The sequence below is a fragment of the Streptomyces sp. A1277 genome, from assembly GCF_004795015.1.
Classification (GTDB): Bacteria; Actinomycetota; Actinomycetes; order Streptomycetales; family Streptomycetaceae; genus Streptomyces.
The window spans coordinates 46,733-68,704 of record NZ_SSBI01000045.1 but is presented as its reverse complement, the minus strand read 5'-3'; the positions used below and the strand labels follow the sequence as shown (position 1 = coordinate 68,704).

The 21,972-nt window shown below is 71.9% G+C and carries 18 protein-coding genes and 3 pseudogenes; 8 read left to right on the top strand and 13 right to left on the bottom strand.

What is annotated here, in order from left to right:
* Window positions 1-523: lectin (locus tag E6R18_RS26390; RefSeq protein ID WP_168712440.1), on the top strand; the 523-nt coding region annotated here is incomplete at its 5' end.
* A 90-nt stretch (window positions 524-613) separates the two neighbouring features.
* Window positions 614-1,441, top strand: coding sequence for an inositol monophosphatase family protein (locus E6R18_RS26385; RefSeq protein WP_136319399.1), 828 nt, complete (start codon window positions 614-616; stop codon window positions 1,439-1,441).
* 15 nt (window positions 1,442-1,456) lie between these two features.
* On the opposite strand, the pseudogene E6R18_RS35045 reads toward E6R18_RS26385, so the two are convergent.
* Window positions 1,457-1,591, bottom strand: a pseudogene (locus E6R18_RS35045) (3-oxoacyl-ACP reductase); the annotation flags it as partial.
* 285 nt (window positions 1,592-1,876) lie between these two features.
* Complete coding sequence (locus tag E6R18_RS26370) at window positions 1,877-2,656, bottom strand: nucleotidyltransferase domain-containing protein (RefSeq protein ID WP_136319404.1); 780 nt, start codon at window positions 2,654-2,656, stop codon at window positions 1,877-1,879.
* Window positions 2,657-2,830: 174 nt separating this feature from the next.
* Between E6R18_RS26370 and E6R18_RS26365 the strand changes: the two genes are divergently transcribed.
* Window positions 2,831-4,264, top strand: coding sequence for an NAD(P)/FAD-dependent oxidoreductase (locus E6R18_RS26365; RefSeq protein ID WP_136319398.1), 1,434 nt, complete (start codon window positions 2,831-2,833; stop codon window positions 4,262-4,264).
* Between the two features lie 39 nt (window positions 4,265-4,303).
* Here the strand turns inward: E6R18_RS26365 and E6R18_RS26360 are convergent, their stop codons facing one another.
* Both E6R18_RS26360 and E6R18_RS26355 read right to left on the bottom strand, forming a co-directional pair.
* Complete coding sequence (locus E6R18_RS26360; RefSeq protein WP_136319397.1) at window positions 4,304-5,962, bottom strand: acyl-CoA dehydrogenase family protein; 1,659 nt, start codon at window positions 5,960-5,962, stop codon at window positions 4,304-4,306.
* Between the two features lie 35 nt (window positions 5,963-5,997).
* Window positions 5,998-6,615 carry a TetR/AcrR family transcriptional regulator gene (locus tag E6R18_RS26355; protein ID WP_136319396.1) on the bottom strand — a complete coding sequence of 206 codons (618 nt, stop codon included), beginning with the start codon at window positions 6,613-6,615 and terminating at the stop codon, window positions 5,998-6,000.
* Window positions 6,616-6,735: 120 nt separating this feature from the next.
* Between E6R18_RS26355 and E6R18_RS26350 the strand changes: the two genes are divergently transcribed.
* Window positions 6,736-8,223 (top strand): AlkA N-terminal domain-containing protein, encoded by a 1,488-nt coding sequence (locus E6R18_RS26350; RefSeq protein WP_136319395.1) that lies wholly within the window; start codon window positions 6,736-6,738, stop codon window positions 8,221-8,223.
* Window positions 8,220-8,720 carry a methylated-DNA--[protein]-cysteine S-methyltransferase gene (locus E6R18_RS26345; protein ID WP_136319394.1) on the top strand — a complete coding sequence of 167 codons (501 nt, stop codon included), beginning with the start codon at window positions 8,220-8,222 and terminating at the stop codon, window positions 8,718-8,720. The genes E6R18_RS26350 and E6R18_RS26345 overlap by 4 nt, the downstream gene beginning before the upstream one ends.
* Window positions 8,721-8,789: 69 nt before the next feature.
* Here the strand turns inward: E6R18_RS26345 and E6R18_RS26340 are convergent, their stop codons facing one another.
* Window positions 8,790-9,374 (bottom strand): TMEM165/GDT1 family protein, encoded by a 585-nt coding sequence (locus tag E6R18_RS26340; RefSeq protein ID WP_136319393.1) that lies wholly within the window; start codon window positions 9,372-9,374, stop codon window positions 8,790-8,792.
* A gap of 388 nt (window positions 9,375-9,762) precedes the next feature.
* A complete protein-coding gene (locus tag E6R18_RS26335) occupies window positions 9,763-10,254 on the bottom strand; it encodes an NUDIX hydrolase (RefSeq protein ID WP_136319392.1) in 492 nt (163 codons plus the stop codon).
* Between the two features lie 127 nt (window positions 10,255-10,381).
* Here E6R18_RS26335 and E6R18_RS26330 point away from each other — a divergent pair, with 127 nt between their 5' ends.
* The 3 genes and pseudogenes from E6R18_RS26330 to E6R18_RS26320 form a co-directional block, all read left to right on the top strand.
* The gene (locus E6R18_RS26330) at window positions 10,382-11,497 is read left to right on the top strand and encodes a glycerate kinase (protein ID WP_136319391.1); all 1,116 of its coding nucleotides are present in this window, start codon (window positions 10,382-10,384) and stop codon (window positions 11,495-11,497) included.
* A gap of 175 nt (window positions 11,498-11,672) precedes the next feature.
* Window positions 11,673-11,924, top strand: a pseudogene (locus E6R18_RS26325) (ABC transporter ATP-binding protein); the annotation flags it as partial.
* A 1-nt stretch (window position 11,925) separates the two neighbouring features.
* A pseudogene (locus tag E6R18_RS26320) lies at window positions 11,926-12,767 on the top strand (ABC transporter substrate-binding protein); the annotation flags it as partial.
* 77 nt (window positions 12,768-12,844) lie between these two features.
* Here the strand turns inward: E6R18_RS26320 and E6R18_RS26315 are convergent.
* The 7 genes from E6R18_RS26315 to E6R18_RS26285 all read right to left on the bottom strand — a co-directional run bounded on the left by E6R18_RS26315 (window position 12,845) and on the right by E6R18_RS26285 (window position 21,971).
* Window positions 12,845-15,223 carry a discoidin domain-containing protein gene (locus E6R18_RS26315; protein WP_136319390.1) on the bottom strand — a complete coding sequence of 793 codons (2,379 nt, stop codon included), beginning with the start codon at window positions 15,221-15,223 and terminating at the stop codon, window positions 12,845-12,847.
* A gap of 315 nt (window positions 15,224-15,538) precedes the next feature.
* Window positions 15,539-16,357 carry a CDP-diacylglycerol--serine O-phosphatidyltransferase gene (pssA, locus tag E6R18_RS26310; RefSeq protein ID WP_206308433.1) on the bottom strand — a complete coding sequence of 273 codons (819 nt, stop codon included), beginning with the start codon at window positions 16,355-16,357 and terminating at the stop codon, window positions 15,539-15,541.
* Between the two features lie 22 nt (window positions 16,358-16,379).
* On the bottom strand, window positions 16,380-17,027 hold the full coding sequence (locus tag E6R18_RS26305) for a phosphatidylserine decarboxylase (protein ID WP_136319389.1): 648 nt from the start codon (window positions 17,025-17,027) through the stop codon (window positions 16,380-16,382).
* 181 nt (window positions 17,028-17,208) lie between these two features.
* Window positions 17,209-18,414: an acyl-CoA dehydrogenase family protein gene (locus tag E6R18_RS26300; protein ID WP_136319388.1), complete on the bottom strand. Its 1,206-nt coding sequence runs from the start codon at window positions 18,412-18,414 to the stop codon at window positions 17,209-17,211.
* The gene (locus E6R18_RS26295) at window positions 18,411-18,944 is read right to left on the bottom strand and encodes a MaoC family dehydratase (RefSeq protein WP_136319387.1); all 534 of its coding nucleotides are present in this window, start codon (window positions 18,942-18,944) and stop codon (window positions 18,411-18,413) included. The genes E6R18_RS26300 and E6R18_RS26295 overlap by 4 nt, the downstream gene beginning before the upstream one ends.
* 1 nt (window position 18,945) lies before the next feature.
* Window positions 18,946-19,962, bottom strand: a complete 1,017-nt coding sequence (locus E6R18_RS26290) for a CoA ester lyase (protein WP_136319386.1) — start codon at window positions 19,960-19,962, stop codon at window positions 18,946-18,948.
* Window positions 19,959-21,971, bottom strand: a complete 2,013-nt coding sequence (locus E6R18_RS26285; protein WP_136319385.1) for a protein meaA — start codon at window positions 21,969-21,971, stop codon at window positions 19,959-19,961. Before E6R18_RS26285 ends, E6R18_RS26290 begins: the two co-directional genes overlap by 4 nt.
* Between the last annotated feature and the right edge of the window lies 1 nt (window position 21,972).

The window sequence follows — 21,972 nt, the reverse complement described above, 5'->3', positions numbered from 1 at the left end:
CTTCAACAAGCCCTTCTTCCTCATCCTCAACCTCGCGGTCGGCGGCTACTGGCCCGGCGACCCCGACGGCAACACCGCCTTCCCCCAGCAACTCGTCGTCGACCACGTCCGCGTCACCACCAGCGACAGCCAGCCCGGGACGGGCGGGCGCATCACCGGCCTGGCCGGCAAGTGCATGGACGTCGCCGCGGCGAACACCGCCAACGGCACCCCGGTCCAGCTCTACGACTGCAACGGCACCGAGGCCCAGCGGTGGAGCGTCGGCACGGACGGCACCATCCGGGCGCTCGGCAAGTGCCTCGACGTGGCCTCGGGCGGCACGGCCGACGGCACCCCGGTCCAGCTCTGGGACTGCAACGGCTCGGCCGCCCAGAAGTGGGCGATCAGCGCGGCGCGCGACATCGTCAACCCGCAGGCGAACAAGTGCCTGGACGTCACCGGCAACAGCTCCGCCAACTCCACCCGCCTCCAGATCTGGACCTGCGCGGGCACGGCCAACCAGAAGTGGACGGTGAACGGCTGACCGACCCGGCTCGGACGCGGCCCCCGGTGCTCCCGTGCCGGACCCCGACCGGGTCGATGGCCTCCCGGGCCCGCGTGCTTAGCTGGAGGCATGATCGATGACTTCCTCACAGGTGACCTGACCCAGGTCGAGGCGGCGGTCCGCGCAGCGGCCGCCGCCGAGATCATGCCCCGCTTCCGGCAGCTCGCCGCCGACGACGTCATCGAGAAGAACGGGCCGCACGACCTCGTGACGACCGCGGACCGGCGCGCCGAGGAACACCTCACCGCCTCCCTGGGCCGGCTCCTGCCCGGTTCGGTGGTCGTCGGCGAGGAGGCGGTCCACGCCGACCCGAAGGTGTACGAGGCGCTGGACGGCGACGCCCCGGTGTGGATCGTGGACCCGGTCGACGGCACCCGCCAGTTCGTCGGCGGCGAGCCCGGCTTCTGCACCCTGGTGGCCCTCGCCCACCACGGCGAGCTGCTCGCCTCCTGGACGTACGCCCCCGCACTGGACGAGATGGCCGTCGCCGTGCGGGGGAGGGGCGCGACGGTCGACGGCACCGCCATACGCGCCGGATCGCCCGCGCCCGACGCGGTGCTGCACGTCGCGATGTCGCACCCCGACTACACCTCCGACGACCAGAAGCGGGCCCTGCTCGGCCTGCGCGCCGAGGGCTTCGCCGCCCGCCCCTGCGGTTCGGCCGGCCTCGAATACCTCGCGGTGGCCCGGGGCGAACTCGACGGCGTCGCCTTCAGCTGGGAGTACGCGTGGGACCACGCGGCCGGGCTCCTCCTCGTCGCGGAGGCGGGCGGTGCGCAGGCCACGCTGTCAGGTGCGCCGTTCCGTATAGCCGGCGGCAACGACCTGCCCTTCACGGCCGCCCGCGACCGCGCGACGGCCGACCGCATCCTGGCCGCGCTGCGGGCGGGCGCCTGAGCGGCGGGGCGACCGTCACAGGTCCAGCGGCTCGCGGGCCAGCGCGGCGAGGCGCTGGCGGGCCTGCGGATCGTATGCCTGCTCGTGCGCCGGCGCGTCCGTGAACCGGTCGAAGTAGCGTCCGCTGACCCCGCTGAGCGCCGGGTCCGTCGCGGGCCTGCCTGGTGACGCCTCAGGCGATGGCGGCGGTGCTCAAGCACTTGGAGGAACGCGGACTGAACGCCCGATCCGCGCATCCCTGGCACCAGAAGAGCCGGAGACCCGGCCGGCCGCCGGGACCGAGACCCTGCGACGGGCCGACACGCGCGCGGTACGGATCGAACACCGGGTCGCCGACGCGTTCACCCCCGAGGAATGTGACAAGCTCCGCGAGCTGCTGGCCCGCTGCGTCACGGCCGTCCAGCAGGACCGAGCTGCCTGCGCCCGGGCCTGTTCTCAGGCTTCCCGCAGCACCTCGCGCACCTCCCGTACGAGCTCTGCGGCCGTCTCCACCGCCACCGTGTCCAGGCCGCGCAGCGCCTCGCCCACCCGGTCCGCGAAGTGTGCCGGGGCGTCCGGGAGGGCGGCCGCCGCCGCCAGGGCGCCCTTCTCGTTGAGGCACCAGGTGCGGTGGTGGGCGTGGAGCGACTGGGCGAGGACGCCGAAGGCGCGGGACAGGCAGAGCGAGACGTGGAGGCGGTCGCCGGCCGGGGCCGACTTGCGGGCCGCCACGACCGAGAAGTCCGCCTCCCAGGCCGCGTCCGCGAGCGCTTTGCGCAACGGCTCCGGATAGTCGGCCGTCTCCCGCTGAAGGCCCGTCAACTCCCCCGCCGGGTCGGCCAGTACGCGGCCGAGGGCGACCTCGCCCGGGTACGCGGGGGACCAGAAGCCCAGTGGATGGCCCGGCTGGATGCCCACCTCGTAGCGGCCCTCCCGGCAGCCCGCCCAGACCGACTCGACCCGGTCCAGGTCGCGCAGGATCCAGTCGACCTGGACCCCGTCCACCCGCAGCCACGCCCCGCCGTTCACCCACGGACCCCATCCGCCGGGCCCGGCCACCTCGACCGGCGAACCCTGGAACGCCGAGGCCAGCGCGGCCAGGGCGGCGGTGTCCGGGGTGCCCCGGTAGTAGAGGCCCAGGTCCCAGTCGGAGTCGGGGCGGTGGGTGCCGCGGGCGCGGCTGCCGCCGAGTGCGACGGCCCGGATGCCGGGCACCTCCGTGAGCCGGTCGGCCATCTCACCGATCCGGTGGCGTGCTCCGGAACCGTCCGGCCGTACGGGGGCGGCGGACAGCGGTGGAGGTGCGGGGTTCTCGGCCGTCATCGGACGGGGAGACTACCCGGCCCCGTACTGTCGGCGCCTGCGAATATCCTGGGTGTTCCGACCGTCGGCTGACAAAGGAGTCCGAAGGTGCCGTCGATGCTCGATGCGGTCGTGGTGGGCGCGGGCCCCAACGGACTGACCGCCGCAGTCGAACTGGCCCGACGCGGCTTCGCCGTGGAGGTCTTCGAGGCCGGACCCGCGGTCGGCGGCGGAGCCCGTACGGAGGAGCTGACGCTCCCCGGCTTCCGGCACGACCCCTGCTCGGCGGTCCACCCCCTGGCCATAGGCTCACCCGCCTTCCAGGAGATGCCGCTCGCCCGGCACGGCCTCGAATGGCTCCAGCCGGAACTGGCGCTCGCCCACCCCTTCCCGGACGGTTCCGCCGCCGTGCTCGCCGGTTCGGTGGGGGAGACGGCCATGTCGCTCGGCCCCGAGGACGCGGACGCCTACCGCCGGCTCCTCGCCCCCTACCTCGGCCACTGGGACACCCTCGCCCGGGACTTCCTGCGCACCCCGTGGGACGGGCTGCCCCGCGACCCGTACCGCTGGGCGCGCTTCGGGCTCGACGCGATCCAGCCCGCCACGCTGCTCTCCCGCCGCTTCCGGGGCGAGAAGGCGCGCGGCATGCTCGCCGGCCTCGCCGCCCACGCCATCGCGCCCACCAGCGGCCCCGCCACCGGCGGCATCGCCCTGCTCTTCGCGCTGGCCGCCCACGAGAACGGCTGGCCGGTGCCGCGCGGCGGCTCCCAGGCCATCTCCGACGCCCTGGCCGCCTGCCTGCGGGAGCAGGGCGGCACCATCAGGACCGGTACGGAGGTCAAGCGCCTGGACGAGCTGCCGCCGGCCCGCGCCTACGTCTTCGACACCTCACCGGCCGCGCTCGCCCGGATCGCCGGACTCGGCCGCGCCTACCAGGGCTACCGCTACGGCGCCTCCTGCTTCAAGATCGACTACGCGCTCTCCGGTCCGGTGCCGTGGACCGCGGAGGAGGCCCGCAGGGCCGGCACCGTGCACATCGGCCCCACCGCCGGCGAGATCGACGCCGCCCTGCACGCGGCGGTCGAGGGCCGCGACCCCCGCGTCCCGTTCCTGATCACCGCTCAGCCCAGCATCGTCGACCCCACCCGGGCTCCCGAGGGGAGCCACGTCTTCTGGGTGTACGGACACGTCCCGGCCGGCTGGGAGGGCGACGCCACCGAGGTCATCGAACGTCAACTGGAGCGGTTCGCCCCCGGCTTCCGCGATGTGGTGCTCGCCCGCGCGGTCGCAGGCCCGCCTGAAATCGCCAAGCGCAACGCGAACTACGTGGACGGGGACATCGCCTGCGGCGCCTTCGCGGGCCTGCAGACGGTGATCCGCCCCAAGCTCGCCCGCGTCCCGTACGCCACGGCCCACCCGGCGGTCTTCCTCTGCTCCTCGGCGACCCCGCCGGGACCGGGTGTGCACGGCATGTCCGGGCACCACGCGGCGAAGGCGGTATGGCGCCGGCTGAGGGAGACGGGCCCCTCCGGCCGCCGCTGACCGGCTCGGCGGCGACCGGAGGGCGGTCCGCGCTCCCGCTCAGGCGGGCAGGCGCTCCAGCAGCCCCGCGAAGTCGGTGTCCGGTGCGAGGGTGCCGAAGGCGAGCCCCCGGTCGCCGGCCAGCCGGGAGGCGCAGAACGCGTCCGCGACGGCCGCCGGGGCGTGCCGGACCAGCAGCGAGCCCTGGAGCACCAGCGCCGCACGCTCGATGAGCCGGCGGGCCCGCAGCGGGGCGTCCTCGGTGAGCACCAGCTGGCCGCGCAGCTCCTGCCAGGCCGTGTCGAGCCGGCGGTCCGCCCCCGAGGCGGCCTCGATCTCGGCACCGAAGGCTTCCAGGGACTCCGGCTCGCGCGCCAGCGCCCGCAGCAGGTCGAGCGCGTTCACATTGCCCGACCCCTCCCAGATGCCGTTCAGCGGCGCCTCCCGGTACATGCGCGGCATCCCCGAGTCCTCGACGTACCCGTTGCCGCCGAGGCATTCCAGCGCCTCGGCCACGGCCACGGGCTGCCGCTTGCACACCCAGTACTTGGCCACCGCCGTGGCCAGCCGCAGGAACGCGCGCTCCCCGGCGTCGCCCCGCTGGGCCCGGTCGGCGGCGCCGGCCAGCCGCAGTGCGAGCGTGGTGGCCGCCTCGGACTCCACCGAGAGGTCACCGAGCACGTTGCGCATCAGCGGCTGGTCGATCAGCCGGGCGCCGAACACCGAGCGGTGGCGGGCGTGGTGGGCGGCCTGGGCGAGCGCGGCCCGGATGCCGGCGGCCGAGCCGAGGACGCAGTCCAGGCGCGTCATCGTCACCATGTCGATGATGGTGCGCACGCCCTTGCCCTCGGCGCCGACGAGCCAGGCCACCGTGTCGTCGAACTCGGGCTCGCCGCTGGCGTTGGAGCGGTTGCCGAGCTTGTCCTTGAGCCGCTGGATGCGGAAGGTGTTGCGGCTGCCGTCGGGCAGGACGCGCGGCACGAGGAAGCACGAGAGCCCGCCCGGTGCCTGGGCGAGCACCAGGAAGAGGTCGTTCATCGGGGCGCTGGTGAACCACTTGTGCCCGCGCAGCCGCCACGTCCCGTCACCCGCCTCGGCGGCCGTGGTGGTGTTGGCGCGCACATCGGTGCCGCCCTGCTTCTCCGTCATGCCCATCCCGGCGAGCAGCCCCGCCTTGCCGGCGGGGGTGCGCAGGCCCGGTTCGTAGATCCGGCTGGTGAGCAGCGGCTCGTACGTGGCGGCCAGCTCCGGCGCGCGCCGCAAAGCCGGGACGACGGCGTACGTCATGGAGACCGGGCACAGGTGGCCCGCCTCCAGCGTCGACATCACCATGAAGCCGGCCGCCCGTGCCACATGGGCGCCGGGGCGCTCGTCGGCCCAGGCGGCACCGGCCAGGCCCGCGCTCACCGAGGTGTCCATCAGGTGGTGGTAGGCGGGGTGGAAGTCGATCTCGTCCACACGGTGGCCGTAGCGGTCGTGGGTGCGCAGTACGGGCTCGTTGAGATTGGCCTGCTCGGCCCACTCCTGGGCCTGTGCGCCGCCGACCAGACGGCCCAGGCGGTGCAGGTCCTCGGTGTGCCACTGGGCCCCCTCGCGGCGCAGGCCCTCCAGCAGGACGGCGTCGTCGGCCACGTCGTGCCCGGTCAACGGCGGTGCCTGGTTGGTCACTTCGTGGGTCTCGGCGGTCGGGTTGCTGTGGGGGGCGACGGTCGTCTGCACGGGGAACCTCCGGGTGGAAGGGGTACGCGGATCGGTCAGGGGCGCTGCGCGGGCGGGGCGCCCGCGCAGCGCAGGGCCATGGCGACGAGTTCGGTGAGCAGGGCCTCGGTGGTCTTCCCGTCGCCGGCGCCGAGCGGGTCCACAAGCACCTCGCCGACCGCCCCGGTGAGCGCGGCCGCGGTGATATCGCCGTTCTGCGCGGGCAGCAGGCCGTCCTCGATGCCCTCGTGGACGACCTCGGCGAACAGGGCACGGTAGCGGCGCCGGTAGTCGAGGCGTTCGGCGCCGACCGCCGGATCGGCGGGGGCGGCGAGCAGGGCGTAGGCCAGTCCGCGGTTCTCCAGCGCGCGGCGGGCGAAGACCTCGACGCCCCGGGCCAGCCGCTCGACCGGTGTACCCGGCTCGCGCAGCACCTCGCCCAGGACCTCCACCTCGCGTCCGGCGGCGCGCCGGAACACCTCGACGGCCAGCGCCGCCTTGGACGCGAAGTGCTGGTAGACGGAACCGGCTGCCATGCCGGCCGAGTCCGCGACGGCCGTCACGGACGCCTGGGACCAGCCCACCTCCGTGACCACCGAGGTGGCGCAGGCGACGAGGTGTTCCCTGGCGGCTTCGAGCCGGCTGATTTCGGCTGGGGTCTTGCGGTAGGCCATGAAAGAAGTGAACCACCATTCAGAGTTTACCGCCAGGCCCCGTACGCACCCGCGGCCAGCCCGACGCCCATGTCGGATTTCCGCCAGCCCCCCGCCCCGCCCGTGGCCCATGCTTGGACCATGCACACCGAAACCGAGCGCTGCGTCCGGGCGGTCCGGTCCAAGGACGCCCGCTTCGACGGCTGGTTCTTCACGGCCGTCCTGACCACCCGGATCTACTGCCGCCCGAGCTGCCCCGTCGTGCCGCCCAAGGCCGAGAACATGACGTTCTACCCGAGCGCGGCCGCCTGCCAGCAGGCCGGTTTCCGGGCCTGCAAGCGGTGCCGGCCCGACACCAGCCCGGGGTCGCCGGCGTGGAACGCCCGGGCCGACTCCGTGGCCCGGGCGATGCGGCTGATCCGGGACGGCGTGGTCGACCGGGAAGGCGTGCCGGGGCTCGCCGCCCGGCTCGGGTACTCGGCCCGGCAGATCGAACGCCAGCTGCTCGCCGAGCTGGGAGCGGGGCCGCTCGCGCTGGCCCGGGCGCAGCGGGCGCAGACCGCGCGGGTGCTGATCGAGACGACCGGGCTGCCCATGGCCGAGGTGGCCTTCGCCGCCGGGTTCTCCTCGATCCGGACGTTCAACGACACCGTCCGCGAGGTCTTCGCCCTCGCCCCCGGCGAGCTGCGCGGCCGGGCCGCCCGGTCGAATCGGGCGCCCGCCGCACCCGGCGTCATCGCGCTGCGGCTGCCCTACCGGGCCCCGCTCAATCCCGGCAACCTCTTCGGCCACCTCGCCGCGACCGCCGTCCCGGGCGTCGAGGAGTGGCGCGACGGCGCCTACCGGCGCACCCTCGCCCTGCCGCACGGCCACGGCATCGTCGCCCTCACCCCACGCCCCGACCACATCGCCTGCCGCCTCTCGCTCACGGACCCGCGCGACCTGACCCTCGCCATCAGCCGGTGCCGCTGGCTCCTCGACCTCGACGCAGACCCGGTCGCCGTGGACGAGCAGCTGCGCGCCGACCCGCTGCTCGCCCCGCTGGTCGACGCGGCACCGGGCCGCCGGGTGCCGAGGACCGTGGACGGTGCCGAGTTCGCCGTACGGGCGGTGCTCGGCCAGCAGGTGTCCACGGCCGCCGCCCGGACCCACGCCGCCCGGCTGGTCACCGCCCACGGCATGCCCGTGGACGACCCGGAGGGCGGTCTCACCCACCTCTTCCCGGACCCGGAGGCCCTGGCCGGCCTGGACCCCGAGCAGCTGGCTCTGCCGCGCAGCCGCCGCCGCACGCTGACCACCCTCGTCCAGGCCCTGGCGGACGGTTCGCTGCGCCTCGGCCCCGACTCCGACTGGGAGCGGGCGCGGGCCGAGCTGGCCGCGCTGCCCGGGTTCGGCCCCTGGACCGTCGAGGTCATCGCGATGCGGGCGCTCGGCGACCCGGACGCGTTCCTGCCGACGGACCTCGGCATCCGGCGGGCCGCCCAGCACCTGGGCCTGCCCTCCACCCCGGCCGCCCTCACCGCCCGGGCGGCCGGCTGGCGCCCCTGGCGCGCGTACGCCGTCCAGTACCTGTGGACGGTGGACGACCACCCCATCAACCACCTGCCCGCCGAAGGAAGCGCCCCATGACCCGGCAGCACACCGTGGCCGACAGCCCCTACGGCCCGCTGACCCTCGTCGCCACCGACGGCGTCCTCGCCGGCCTCTACATGACCGGCCAGCGCCACCGGCCCCCCGAGGAGACCTTCGGGGAACCGGACCCGCGCCCCTTCGCCGAGGCGACCCGCCAGCTCGACGCCTACTTCGCCGGTGAGCTACGGGAGTTCGACCTGGAGTTGCACCTGGACGGCACCCCCTTCCAGCGCAGCGTGTGGGCGCAGCTCCGGCTCATCCCGTACGGCGAGACCCGTTCGTACGGGGAACTCGCCGAGAACCTCGGCAAGCCCGGCGCCTCCCGGGCGGTGGGCCTGGCCAACGGCAAGAACCCGGTCGGCATCATCGTGCCCTGCCACCGCGTGATCGGCGCATCGGGCGGCCTCACCGGCTACGGCGGCGGCCTGGACCGCAAGCAACGGCTGCTGGCCTTCGAGAACGGCACGCAGGAGAGCACGCCCGCGCTGTTCTGAGGGCGGTGGCGTACGGCGAAGGGCTCCACGCGACCACGTGCGGAGCCCTCGTCGTGTGTTCCGTTCCCGTCAGCCGGTGAAGATCTCGGTCACCGTCCAGATCGCCAGCCCCAGCATGCACAGCCCGCCGATGCGCTGAACCGTCTTGAGCGGTACGCGCTTGGCGATGAACCGGCCCGCGAGCAGGGCCAGCGCCGACACGGACATCAGGGCGGCGGCGGAGCCGATCGCGGTGGACCAGGCCCCGTTGCTCGCCGCCAGGTTGGCGGTGGTGATCTGGGTGAGGTCGCCCCACTCGCTGATGAACACCGCCATGAACGCCGTCGAGTACACCGGCCAGAACCCGGTCACCGTCTTCGGGCCCTCGTCGTCGTCCTCGTCGCCCGCGTCCGCCCGCAGCAGCAGGAAGGCGCCGAAGGCGAAGAGGCAGGCCGAGACGAGCTTGACGACCCAGTCGGGCAGCAGCCCGATCAGCCCGCCCGCGCCCACCGCGATGGCGACGTGCACGATGAACGCGGACGACGTGCCGAACCACACGTAGAGCGGGCGCATGCGCGTGCCCATGGCCAGCGACGCGAACATCGTCTTGTCCGGGAGTTCGGCGAGGAAGATCAGCCCGAAAGCGGTGATGATCGCCAGGGGGTCGAGATGCATTCCGGGTGGCTTTCTGTACGAGCCGGGCCCCGGGTCTTCCGCGAAGTGCCGCTCGGGCGTTTTCGGAGGACCACTCGGCCCGGCATGACGGCACCGCCCACAGGGCGTGGGCGTGTCATACCTGACCGAAGGTCTCGCCCACCCGTGGTGATCCACGAGCCCGGCCACCGGGAACCCGGAGGTTCCAGTGTGTCGACGACCGGTTTGCGAGGCTACTCCCCTTCGCAGCCCTCCACATTACCGCAGTCGGCCGGGTCGCGGTCGTCCGGCCAGGTGCGGTCCAGGAAGCCGGCGATCAGCGGGGCGATCCGCGGCAGGTGGTCCTCCAGGGCGAAGTGCCCGGTGTCGAAGAGGCGCAGTTCGGCGGCGACCGCGCGGCTGGCCGCCCTCAGCCGACGGGGTAGCCGTCCTCCAGCTCCACGCCGCCCGTGCCCGACTCCAGCGCCCCCAGCGCCGCGTGCACCCGCCGGCCGCGCGCCCCGGTCAGGTAGCGGTCGAGCTCCGCCGGCTCCACCAGCTTCCACGACAGCAGCTCCGACTCCTGGAGCCGGACCGCCTTCAGCTGCTCCTCGTCCAGGACCCCGCCGTCGTACACGTAGGCCACGATCGGCGGCCGGCCGCTGCCGCGCGCCCAGTCGATCGCGAGGAGCCGGCCCGGCTCCACGTCGAGACCGATCTCCTCGAGCGACTCGCGCCGCGCACCCTGCCGCGGGCTCTCGCCGTCCGCGGACTCGACCGTGCCGCCGGGCAGCGTCCAGCCCTCCCGGTAGTTCGGTTCGACGACCAGGACCCGTCCCGAGGCGTCGCGGAAGACGCAGGCCGCGCCCACGAGGACCTTGGGGAGACCGGCGATGTACGTGGCGTAGTCATGAGTGGTCACGAGGGAAGCGTAAGGGCAGTTTTGATCGATCAGGCCATGGGCAGCGAGGGGGCGCTGCGGATAGGGTCGGGGCGGCGCGACTGCCTGTTCGAGAGCAAAGGGAATCAAGGTGACGGACGGAGCAGTGATGGAGACCGCACGCGTGCTCGTCGCGGCGGACAAGTTCAAGGGCTCGCTCACGGCCGTGCAGGTCGCCGAGCGGGTGACGGCCGGGCTGCGGCGCGTCGTCCCCGGCGTACGGGTGGAGACCCTGCCCGTGGCGGACGGCGGCGACGGCACGGTGGCCGCGGCGGTGGCCGCCGGCTTCGAACGCCGCGAGGCGCGCGTGACCGGGCCGCTCGGCGACCCCGTCACCGCCGCGTACGCGGTGCGCGGTACCACCGCGGTGGTCGAGATGGCCGAGGCGTCCGGCCTCCAGCACCTGCCGGACGGCGTGTTCGCGCCGCTCACGGCCACCACGTACGGCTCCGGCGAACTGCTGCTCGCCGCGGCCGGAGCGGGGGCGCGGACCATCGTGTTCGGCGTCGGCGGCAGCGCGACCACGGACGGCGGCGCCGGCATGCTGGCCGCGCTCGGCGCGCGCTTCCTCGACGCGGACGGCAAGCCGGTCGGACCGGGCGGCGGCGGCCTCGCCGACCTCGCCGAGGCCGACCTCTCCGGGCTCGACCCCAGGCTGAAGGGGATCGACCTGATCCTCGCCAGCGACGTCGACAACCCGCTGACCGGCCCGAAGGGCGCGCCCGAGGTCTACGGACGCCAGAAGGGCGCCACCGAGGCGGACATCGCGGTGCTGGACGCGGCACTCGCCCACTACGCCTCCCTGCTGGGGCCCGAGCAGGCCCAGCTGCCGGGCGCCGGGGCGGCGGGCGGCATCGGGTACGGGGCGCTCGTCGCACTCGGTGCGCGGTTCCGGCCCGGGATCGAGGTCATGCTCGACGTCCTCGGCTTCGCACCGGCGCTGGAGCGGGCCACGTTCGTCATCACCGGCGAGGGCTCCCTCGACGCCCAGACCCTCCACGGCAAGGCCCCGGCCGGCGTCGCCGCGGCGGCCCGCGCGGCGGGCATCGACGTCGTCGCGGTCTGCGGCCGCCTGGCGCTGGCGCCGGAGGCGTTGGGCCGTGCCGGGATCCGGCGCGCGTACGCCCTGACGGAGCTGGAGCCGGATCCGGCGGTGTGCATGGCCCAGGCGGGGCCGCTGCTGGAGCGGGTGGCGGAGTCGATCGCGCGGGACTTCTTGCGCTGAAACCGGGGCTCCGCCCCAGACCCCATGCGGTGGTCTTCAAGCCCCTCCGGCGATTGAGGAGCGGGGGTCCGGGGGCGGAGCCCCCGGTCAAGGGAAGGGGCGGGTAGGGGGCGAGCCCGCCGCAGGGCGGCCCCGCCCCGCTCTGTGCGCCCGCACAACCCACTCCACCCCCGCCGTCCGGTTCGACGGGCAGCCCCTGGACGGGCTGCGCCCCGACCGGGTGGTGGCCGCCGGAGTGGTCCAAGTGCCCGAGGGGCGGCAGGTGTTCGCCCGGATGACGGTGGCCGGCAACCTGCGGGCGGGCGCCCTCGGCGCCCCCGGCGGGCGCAGGGCGGCGGCCGATGCGCTCGGGCGCGTACACGAGCTGTTCCCGGTGCTCGCCCGGCGCGCCCACCAGAGCGCCGGGCTGCTGTCCGGCGGCGAGCAGCATCGACGGCCGGGACAAGGGACTCGTCCTGCCGCAGGCATGGCCGGCGAACCTGCTCGGCAGCACGTACATCCGCGTCATCGGCGCCACGTACGACGTCGAGACGATCAACGCGATCGACTACCTGCTCGCCGAGAGGCGCATCGCCGAGGGCGACCGGATCGGCCACGTCTACTTCGAGGGCGACTACGGCGAGAACGCGCTGGCCGGATCGGAGTACGCGGCGAAGCAGGCGGGTCTCACCGTCGTCGAGCAGAAGACCAAGCCCACCGACAACGACATGACCGCCCAGGTCGCCGCCCTCAAGCAGGCCGGTGTCAAGGCCGTCGTCGTCAGCGCGGGCCCGCGCCGGGCCGCCTTGCTGGTCGGGGTCGCCGCCGCCACCGGCTTCCGGGTCCCGGTCATCGGCAACAACTCCGCGTACGCCCCGCAGCTGCTGAAGACCCAGGCGGGCCCGGCCCTGATGAAGGACTACTACGTGGCCGCCTCCACGCTCCCGATCGGCGACCCGGGCGCAGGGCCGGCCGAGCTCTGCGAGGAGTACGCCGCCGCCTACCCCAAGGACGGTCTCGACAACGGCTCATCGCCGGGTACACGGCGGCCCGGCTGTACGGGGAGGCGCTGAAGAAGGCGTGCGCGGCGAAGGACCTCACCCGCGAGGGCATCGACAAGGCGCTGCTGACCGTCACGGACTTCGGCGGCGACTTCGGGATGTCGCACGACTTCTCCGACCCGGCCGCGCCCTCCACCCGGCAGAGCGTGATCATGAAGCCGGACGACGAGACCCCCGGCGGTCTGAAGGTGGTCCGGCCGGCCGAGGCCGCGGCGAAGTCCTACACCGTCGAGTGGTCCTGTTTGCGCGGGACGGCCGGCGGGCGGCACGCATCGCGCGTGCCGCCCGCCGGTGTTCCGTGTGCCGGTCAGCTGGTGTATGCCTCCAGTTCCGAGAGCTGCGCGGCCGGCCAGCCGGTGTTGGCGGTGAACGTCAGCCGCAGATAGCGGGCCGACGTGCCGGGCAGGGTGACGGTCGCCTTGTTGCCGCTCGACGGGTTGAAGGTGTAGCCCGCGGAGCCCTTCAGCGAGGTGTACGTCTGGTTGTCGGTGCTGCCCGACACGCTGAGCGTCTGCGTGCGGGTGGCCCAGGCGGCCGCCGGGGGCAGCTTCAGGACCAGCCGCTTGACCGCCTTCGCGGCGCCGAGGTCCACGGTGATGGTCTGCGGGAAGGCGTGGTTGGTGCTCTCCCAGTAGGTGTCCGCGTTGCCGTCGACCGCGTTGGACGCGCCGTACACGTCCGCGTGGCCGGACTCGGTGACGCTACGGCCCTGGGCGAGGTTGCCCGTCTCGGCCGGCGGGTCGGTCGGGGGGTCCGTAGGGTCAGTCGGGCCGGTCGGCGGGTCCGTGGGGTCGGTCGGGCCGCTGCCGCCGCCCGGCACGCCGCCGTTGGTCCACACCGGGGCCGGCCAGGTGCCGGTGCAGGCCGGCGGGTCGGCGTACCAGCCGGAGTTCCCGGAGCCCCGGGTGATATGGAAGCCGCTGCCGACGCAGTTGTGGATCGGGTTGGACTGCGCGATGTGCGTGGCCACGACGTTGTTGAACGTGGCCGTGCCCGGCGCCTGGATCTGGAGCGCGTAGGTGCCCGCGCCGTCGATCCTGATGTTGTCGAAGTGCAGCCCGTTGGACGAGCCCTCGATGAGGTGGATCGCGGCGTAGGAGCTGTCGAGTATCTCCGTGTCGGAGATGTTGACCGTGGCGTTGATCGGTTCGTTGAGCCCGCTGAACCAGATCGCGCCGACCCCGAAGTTCCAGTTGTAGTCGCTGTTCCCGGTGCGGATCAGGGTGTTGCGGGCCGCCGTGGTGGTGCCGGAGACGGCCGTGCCCTGACCGGAGTTGACGCCGGGGTAGCGGTTGGCGATGTGCAGGCCGCCGCCGTTGGAGATGGTGTCCGCCATGACGTTGTCGGAGATGGTGATGTCCTTGCCGCCGTACGTGACGATGTTGTTGGCGAGGATCGGCAGGATCACCGTGTTGAACGTGAACTTGTTCTTCACGTTCGGGATGTTCTCCGCCCACATCGCCAGACCGTCGTCACCCGTGTTGCGGACGAAGGTGTTGGTGACGGTGGAGTTGGTGACGCCGTAGTGGAAGTTCACCCCGTCGGCGGTCTGGTCCAGGATGCGGCTGTTCTTGATGGTGAAGTTGTCCATCGGGCCGTCCATCCAGGCGCCGCACTTGGTGTGCTGCATCCAGACGTTGTCGACGGTCGAGTTCGACAGGGCCCCGCCGATGGCGTTGACCTGGTCGTTGTCCTCCCGCTCCCGGATGTCGCCGATGATGGCGAAGTCCTTGAGCGTGACGTTGCTGCTGCCGCCGGCCGCGGCGTACTTGCCGTAGACGCCGACGGCCTTGCTCCGGTTCGACGGGTCGCGCCCGGTCAGCACGGAGTACCAGGGGCCGGCGCCGCGCAGCGTCACCTTGTCCACGATGATGTGGTCGCGGACCTGGAAGGTGCCCTGCGGGATGTAGACCTCCTTGCCCTGCGCCTTGCCCGCGTCGACGGCCGCCTGGATCTTGGCGGTCGAGTCGGCGGCCCCGGTGGGGTCGGCCCCGAAGTCGGCGACGACGTCGAGCGCGCCCGAGGGCTTCGCGGTGGGCGCGGCCACCTGTTCGAAGTCCGCCAGGTCGATGGTGAACGACGGTGAGGCCGAGGTCGAGGAGACCTGCAGCCGGACCTTCGTGCCGGCCGGGAGGGTGGACCCGAACATGGTCCGGGCCTCGTCGTAGAAGTGGTGCGGGTTGGTGTCGCCCGGGTTGTTGTTGAACGGGTAGCCGCCGTAGTACCAGCCGTACTTCGAGGTGACCGGCACCGCCTTGGGCGAGGCGCCGTTCACCCGTACGTCGATGGAGGCGTCCCGGCCCGTGCCCGCGGCGTTGTCCGGCAGCGAGTACCGGAAGGACATCGCGTTGGCCGGGGCGGTGAGCGTGAACTCCACGTACTCACCGACCGCGTCCAGCGTCACGGCCTGCCGGCCCGATGCCTCGGAGGGCAGCGTGCCGTAGAGGCGGTTCGGGCCGATCAGCGTGCCGTTGGTGGCCGCGTACTCGGCCTCCTGTTCCTTGAACGGTACGGTCGCGCCGCGGCCGGGAACCGCGAGCGGCGAGGGGGCGGGCACACCGGCCGCCTGGGCGGCCGGTGCGCTGGACAGAACCACGGCGGCGGCGGTGCCGAACGCGGCGAGTGCCAGGGAGAGCGAGGCGGATACGGACCGCCTGAGCAGGGGGCGTCTGGGTGGTGAAGTCACGTCGAAGTCGTCCTTGCGGCTCGTGGGGCTCTTCGGACGTCCCACAGGCTAGGAGCACCGTCGCAAGGAAGTCCACGGCGCTGCGCAAGAATTCGCTCTGCGGACTAAAATTAGTGACGTAAACCTAGGAAAAATGTGAGCTGTGCGGGGATTGAGGAGGAATCCCCGGCCCGTCCGCCCCTAGGGGTGCAAGCGCTTACGCCTCGCGGCTCCGGTACGCCGGAACGCGACGGCCCAGAAGGCGCTGCGGCCCGCAACGCACGAGGGCCCGGATGCCTGTCGGCATCCGGGCCCTCGTGTCCGTCGTACGGCGGGTTACGGCAGCTGCGCCGCCCGTGCCTCGCGCCGGTTGCCGCGGAAGGTGTTCACGCGGCGTGCGGTCGCGAAGAGCGGGATGACCGCGCCCAGGACCACCTGGAGCGCGCAGCCGGTCTGCAGGAGCAGCTGGCCGCCGGGGGCGTCGAACGCCCACGCCGCCAGGAGCCCCATCGCGGCCACGATCCAGCCGAGCATCGCCACCGCGAGGACGCCCCGCGGCTTCGGGTACTCGACCCGGCTGACCATCAGCCACGCCACCCCGATGATCGCGAGCAGCGTCGGCACGAAGGGCAGCTCCAGGAGCACGATCGAGATGACCGTGAGCGCTCCGAAGGGGCTCGGCATGCCCTGGAACATGCCGTCCTTCATGGTCACGCAGGAGAACCGCGCAAGCCTGAGCACCACCGCCAGCAGCACCACGATCGCCGCGAGCGCCGAGACCCGCTGGTGTGCGTCGTCCGCGACCATGCCGTACACGAGGACGAAGTACGCCGGGGCGAGCCCGAAGCTGATGAGGTCCGAGAGGTTGTCCAGCTCGGCGCCCATCGGCGAGGAACGCAGCTTGCGGGCCACGAGCCCGTCGAACAGGTCGAAGACCGCTGCCATGAGCATGAGGATCACGGCGGTGGCCGCGGAGTGCCGCGCCATCCCGCTCTCGTCGCTGCCCGTGAGGTGCGGGATGAGGATGCCCGTGGTCGTGAAGTACACGGCCATGAACCCGCACGTGGCGTTACCGAGGGTGAGGGTGTCCGCTATCGACAGCCGCATCGAGAGCGGCATGTCCTCGGCGTCGTCCCCGTCCTCGGCCTCCGGCACCCAGCCGGCCTGTGTGTCGGGATCAATCACGGTCAATGCGAGTCACCCCCGCGGTGGTGGCCTGGCCGACCTCGACCGCGACGTCCACACCTTCCGGAAGGTAGATGTCGACACGCGAGCCGAAGCGGATCAGCCCGATGCGCTCGCCCTGCTCCACCTTCGTGCCCTGCGGGATGTAGGGGACGATGCGACGGGCGACAGCACCCGCGATCTGCACCATCTCGATGTCACCCAGTTCGGTGTCGAAGTGCCAGACAACGCGTTCGTTGTTCTCGCTCTCCTTGTTGAACGCGGGGACGAAGCCACCGGGCACGTGCTCGACCGACGTCACCGTGCCGGCCAGCGGCGCGCGGTTGACGTGGACGTTCAGCGGGCTCATGAAGATCGCGACGCGGGTGCGCCCGTCCTTCCACGGCATGATGCTCTGCACCACGCCGTCGGCCGGTGAGATGACGCGCCCCCCGGTGATCTCTCGCTCCGGGTCGCGGAAGAACCAGAGCATGCCCGCCGCGAGCGCGGTGGTGGGCACGGCGACCGCCGCCCAGCGCCCGGACCGGCGGGCGCGGGTCAGGCTCAGGGCTGCGGTGGCGACGGTCGGCAGGAGCCACGGCGAAGCTCCGCGTGCGATGCGGACCCGGCCGCGGGGTGCAGAGGTATGGCTGTCGGGCATGGATGACCTTCGTAGCGGATGAGGCCGCGCTGGCAACGGGGGACGGCGGCTTTTCCGGCGATGTTATCGGTTGCTGGCCGCAACTGGGCAAGCCAGCAGCCGAGTCGGACGTCTGGAAGGCACCGGTTGAGGATGACAGGGTGTGATCTTCTTCGCGGTTAAATCGCCGCGAAAGGGGCAATCAACCCTGGAAACGGTACTCCTCAAGGAGTCGGCGCCCGATGATCATTTTCTGGATCTCGGCGGTACCTTCGCCGATCAGCAGCATCGGGGCCTCGCGGTAGAGGCGCTCGATCTCGTACTCCTTGGAGAAGCCGTAGCCGCCGTGGATACGGAAGGCGTCCTCGACGACTTCCTTGCAGTACTCGGAGGCGAGGTACTTCGCCATCCCTGCCTCCAGGTCGTTTCGCTCCCCGGAGTCCTTTTTGCGTGCCGCGTTTACCATCATCGCATGGGCGGCCTCGACCTTGGTGGCCATTTCGGCCAGCTTGAACTGGATCGCCTGGTGCTGCGCGATGGGCTTTCCGAAGGTCTGGCGCTGCTGTGCGTAGGAAACGCCCAGTTCGAAGGCACGCTGCGCGACACCGCAGCCACGGGCCGCCACATTCACGCGGCCGACCTCCACTCCGTCCATCATTTGGTAAAACCCTCGGCCGGTGGTGCCGCCGAGGACACGATTGGCCGGAATGCGCAGTCCGTCCATGATGAGTTCGGTGGTGTCGACCCCCTTGTAGCCCATCTTGTCGATCTTCCCGGGGATGGTGAGCCCGGGCCGGACCTCGCCGAAGCCGGGCTCCTTCTCCACCAGGAACGTGGTCATCGACTTGTGCGGGGCCGTGCCCTCGGGGTGTCCTTCGTCACTCCGGCACAGGACGGCGACCAGGGAGGACGTGCCACCGTTGGTCAGCCACATCTTCTGGCCGTTCAGGACGTACTCCTCGCCGTCCCTGACGCCCTTGGAGCTGATCGCCGACACGTCCGAGCCCAGCGCCGGCTCGGACATCGAGAACGCGCCCCGCACCTCGCCCAGCGCCATCCGGGGCAGGAAGGTGTCCTTCTGCTCCTGGGTGCCGTGCTGCTTGAGCATGTAGGCCACGATGAAGTGGGTGTTGATGATGCCCGACACGCTCATCCAGCCCCGGGCGATCTCCTCCACGCACAGCGCGTAGGTGAGCAGCGACTCGCCCAGACCGCCGTACTCCTCGGGAATCATCAGCCCGAACAGGCCGAGTTCCTTGAGCCCTTCCACGATCTCGGCCGGGTACTCGTCGCGGTGCTCCAGCCGGGTCGCGACCGGAATGATCTCCTTGTCGACGAAATCCCGGACCGTGGAGAGGATCTCCTGCTGGACGTCGTTGAGACCGGCCGTCTGGGCGAGTCGCGTCATGACTGCTTCTCCACGTTCTTCTGCGCAGGCTGGTTCAGCTCCGGGCGGCCGGGCTGCTCCCCGCCCCGCTCTCTGATGTACGTCTCGGTGGGGACCATGACCTTGCGGCGGAACACGCAGACCAGCGTGGAGTCCTGCTTGTAGCCCTTGGTCTCCACATAAACGATTCCGCGGTCGCTCTTGGACCTCGACGGGGTCTTGTCCAGGACCGTCGTCTCGCCGTAGACCGTGTCGCCGTGGAACGTCGGCGCGACGTGTTTCAGCGACTCGACCTCCAGGTTGGCGATGGCCTTTCCGGAGACGTCCGGCACGGACATGCCGAGCAGCAGCGAGTAGATGTAGTTGCCGACGACGACGTTCTTGCCGAAATCAGTGGTCTGCTCCGCGTAGTTGCTGTCCATGTGCAGCGGGTGATGATTCATGGTCAGCAGGCAGAAGAGGTGGTCGTCGTATTCGGTGACGGTCTTTCCGGGCCAGTGCTTGTAGACCGCACCGACCTCGAATTCCTCGTAAGTGCGTCCGAACTGCATATCAGACCTCCGGTGCTTCGAACTTGGAGGTGCGCTGCATGCCGGCCGCCCGGCCCTTGCCCGCGATGACCAGGGCCATCTTGCGGCTGGCCTCGTCGATCATCTCGTCGCCGAGCATCGCCGAGCCCTTCTTGCCGCCCTCCTCGGAGGTGCACCAGTCGTAGGCGTCCAGGATCAGCTCGGCGTGGTCGTAGTCCTCCTGCGAGGGCGAGAACACCTCGTTCGCCGCGTCGACCTGACCCGGGTGCAGCACCCACTTGCCGTCGAAGCCGAGCGCCGCCGCACGGCCGGCGACCTCGCGGTAGGCGTCCACGTCGCGGATCTGCAGGAAGGGGCCGTCGATCGCCTGGAGGTCGTGCGTACGGGCCGCCATCAGGATGCGCATCAGGATGTAGTGGTAGGCGTCCGCCGGGTAGCCGGGCGGCTGCTGGCCGACGACCAGGGTCTTCATGTTGATCGACGCCATGAAGTCGGCCGGGCCGAAGATCAGCGTCTCCAGGCGGGGAGACGCGGCGCCGATCTCGTCGATGTTGACGAGGCCCTTGGCGTTCTCGATCTGCGCCTCGATGCCGATCCGCCCGACCTCGAAGCCCATCGTCTTCTCGATCTGGGTGAGCAGCAGGTCCAGCGCGACGACCTGCTGGGCGTCCTGCACCTTCGGCAGCATGATGCAGTCGAGGTTCTGCCCCGCGCCCTCGACGACCGTGATGACGTCGCGGTACGTCCAGTGCGTCGTCCAGTCGTTGACCCGCACGACCCGGGTCTTGCCCGCCCAGTCGCCGTTGTTCAGCGCGTCGACGATGGTGTGGCGGGCGCCCTCCTTGGCGAGCGGCGCGCAGGCGTCCTCCAGGTCCAGGAACACCTGGTCGGCCGGGAGGCCCTGGGCCTTCTCCAGGAACCGCGGGTTCGAGCCGGGCACGGCCAGACACGAGCGGCGCGGACGCAGGCGGTTCAAGGGGCGCGGGGCGGAGCCGCCCGACTTCGGGGTGGTGGCGGTCGACGGGGCGGGCGTGGTCATGCGGGGACCTCCAGAGGGTCGAGCTTGTTCGCTTTCCGGATCTCGTCGACGATACGGCCGATGATCTCCGTGATACCGAAGTCCTTCGGGGTGAACACGGCGGCGACACCCGCCCTGATCAGGGCCTCGGCGTCGGCCGGGGGAATGATGCCGCCGGCGATGACCGGGATGTCGCCGGCCCCGGTGCGGCGCAGCCGGGTCAGCACGTCCGGCACCAGTTCGGCGTGCGAGCCGGACAGGATGGACAGGCCGACGCAGTGCACGTCCTCGGCGACGGCGGCCGAGACGATCTGTTCGGGCGTGAGGCGGATGCCCTGGTAGACGACCTCGAACCCGGCGTCACGGGCGCGCACCGCGATCTGCTCCGCGCCGTTGGAGTGCCCGTCCAGGCCGGGCTTGCCGACCAGCAGACGCAGCCGGCCGACCCCCAGGTCCGCCGCGGTCCGCGCGGCCTTCTCGCGTACGAGGGCCAGCGGCGAGCCCTCCTCGGCCATCACCGCGACCGGGGCTGACGAGACCCCGGTCGGCGCCCGGAACTCGCCGAAGACGTCCCGCAGCGCCCAGGACCACTCGCCGGTCGTGACCCCGGCGCGCGCGCACTCGACGGTCGCCTCCATCAGGTTCTCGGTGCCCGCCGCGGCCTTCTTCAGTGCGGCCAGCGCCTCGGTGGCGCGGGGCTCGTCGCGGTTGTCGCGCCACTCGTGGAGGGCTGCGACGACCCTGGCCTCGTTGGCCGGATCGACCGTCATGATCGCCCCGTCGAGGTCGGCGGTGAGCGGGTTGGGCTCGGTCGTCTCGTACACGTTGACGCCGACGATCTTCTCGTCTCCGCCCTCGATCCGGGCCCGCCGCTCGGCGTGCGAGGAGACCAGCTCCGACTTGAGGTAGCCGGACTCGACGGCCGCCATGGCGCCGCCCATCTGCTCGATCCGGTCCATCTCGGCGAGCGAGTCGGTGACCAGCTCGTCCACCTTGGCCTCGATGACGTGCGAGCCCGCGAAGATGTCCTCGTACTCCAGCAGGTCGCTCTCGTGGGCCAGGACCTGCTGGATGCGCAGCGACCACTGCTGGTCCCAGGGCCGGGGGAGCCCCAGCGCCTCGTTCCAGGCGGGCAGCTGCACGGCGCGGGCGCGGGCGTCCTTGGAGAGGGTCACGGCCAGCATCTCGAGCACGATGCGCTGGACGTTGTTCTCCGGCTGCGCCTCCGTCAGGCCGAGCGAGTTGACCTGGACGCCGTAGCGGAACCGGCGCTGCTTGGCCTCCGTGATGCCGTAGCGCTCGCGGGTGACCCCGTCCCAGATGCGGCCGAAGGCGCGCATCTTGCACATCTCCTCGATGAAGCGGACGCCCGCGTTCACGAAGAACGAGATCCGCGCGACCACGGCCCCGAACTTCTCCTCGGGCACCTGCCCGGAGTCGCGCACCGCGTCGAGGACGGCGATGGCCGTCGACATCGCGTACGCGATCTCCTGGACCGGGGTGGCCCCGGCCTCCTGGAGGTGGTAGCTGCAGATGTTGATCGGGTTCCACTTGGGGATGCGGTTGACCGTGTACGTGATCATGTCGGTGGTCAGCCGCAGCGAGGGCCCGGGCGGGAAGACGTGCGTCCCGCGCGAGAGGTACTCCTTGACGATGTCGTTCTGCGTGGTGCCCTGGAGCCTGCCCGGGTCGGCACCCTGCTCCTCGGCGACGACCTGGTAGAGCGCCAGCAGCCACATGGCGGTGGCGTTGATCGTCATCGAGGTGTTCATCTGCTCCAGGGGGATGTCCTGGAACAGCCGGCGCATGTCGCCGAGGTGGGACACGGGCACGCCGACCCGGCCGACCTCGCCGCGGGCCAGGATGTGGTCGGGGTCGTACCCCGTCTGGGTCGGCAGGTCGAAGGCGACCGACAGACCCGTCTGGCCCTTGGCGAGGTTGCGCCGGTAGAGCTCGTTGGACGCCTCGGCCGTGGAGTGGCCCGCGTACGTCCGCATGAGCCAGGGGCGGTCCTTCTGACGGCCGCTCATG

Bases quoted from the DNA above. Each gene is read 5' to 3' on its own strand.
- E6R18_RS26370 (WP_136319404.1), bottom strand. From the start codon at position 2,656: ATGGCCGACCGGCTCACGGAGGTGCCCGGCATCCGGGCCGTCGCACTC.
- E6R18_RS26355 (WP_136319396.1), bottom strand. From the start codon at position 6,615: ATGGCCTACCGCAAGACCCCAGCCGAAATCAGCCGGCTCGAAGCCGCC.
- E6R18_RS26295 (WP_136319387.1), bottom strand. From the start codon at position 18,944: ATGCAGTTCGGACGCACTTACGAGGAATTCGAGGTCGGTGCGGTCTAC.
- E6R18_RS26290 (WP_136319386.1), bottom strand. From the start codon at position 19,962: ATGACCACGCCCGCCCCGTCGACCGCCACCACCCCGAAGTCGGGCGGC.
- E6R18_RS26300 (WP_136319388.1), bottom strand. From the start codon at position 18,414: ATGACGCGACTCGCCCAGACGGCCGGTCTCAACGACGTCCAGCAGGAG.
- E6R18_RS26285 (WP_136319385.1), bottom strand. From the start codon at position 21,971: ATGAGCGGCCGTCAGAAGGACCGCCCCTGGCTCATGCGGACGTACGCG.
- E6R18_RS26305 (WP_136319389.1), bottom strand. From the start codon at position 17,027: ATGCCCGACAGCCATACCTCTGCACCCCGCGGCCGGGTCCGCATCGCA.
- E6R18_RS26385 (WP_136319399.1), top strand. From the start codon at position 614: ATGATCGATGACTTCCTCACAGGTGACCTGACCCAGGTCGAGGCGGCG.
- E6R18_RS26350 (WP_136319395.1), top strand. From the start codon at position 6,736: ATGCACACCGAAACCGAGCGCTGCGTCCGGGCGGTCCGGTCCAAGGAC.
- E6R18_RS26345 (WP_136319394.1), top strand. From the start codon at position 8,220: ATGACCCGGCAGCACACCGTGGCCGACAGCCCCTACGGCCCGCTGACC.
- E6R18_RS26330 (WP_136319391.1), top strand. From the start codon at position 10,382: ATGGAGACCGCACGCGTGCTCGTCGCGGCGGACAAGTTCAAGGGCTCG.
- E6R18_RS26340 (WP_136319393.1), bottom strand. From the start codon at position 9,374: ATGCATCTCGACCCCCTGGCGATCATCACCGCTTTCGGGCTGATCTTC.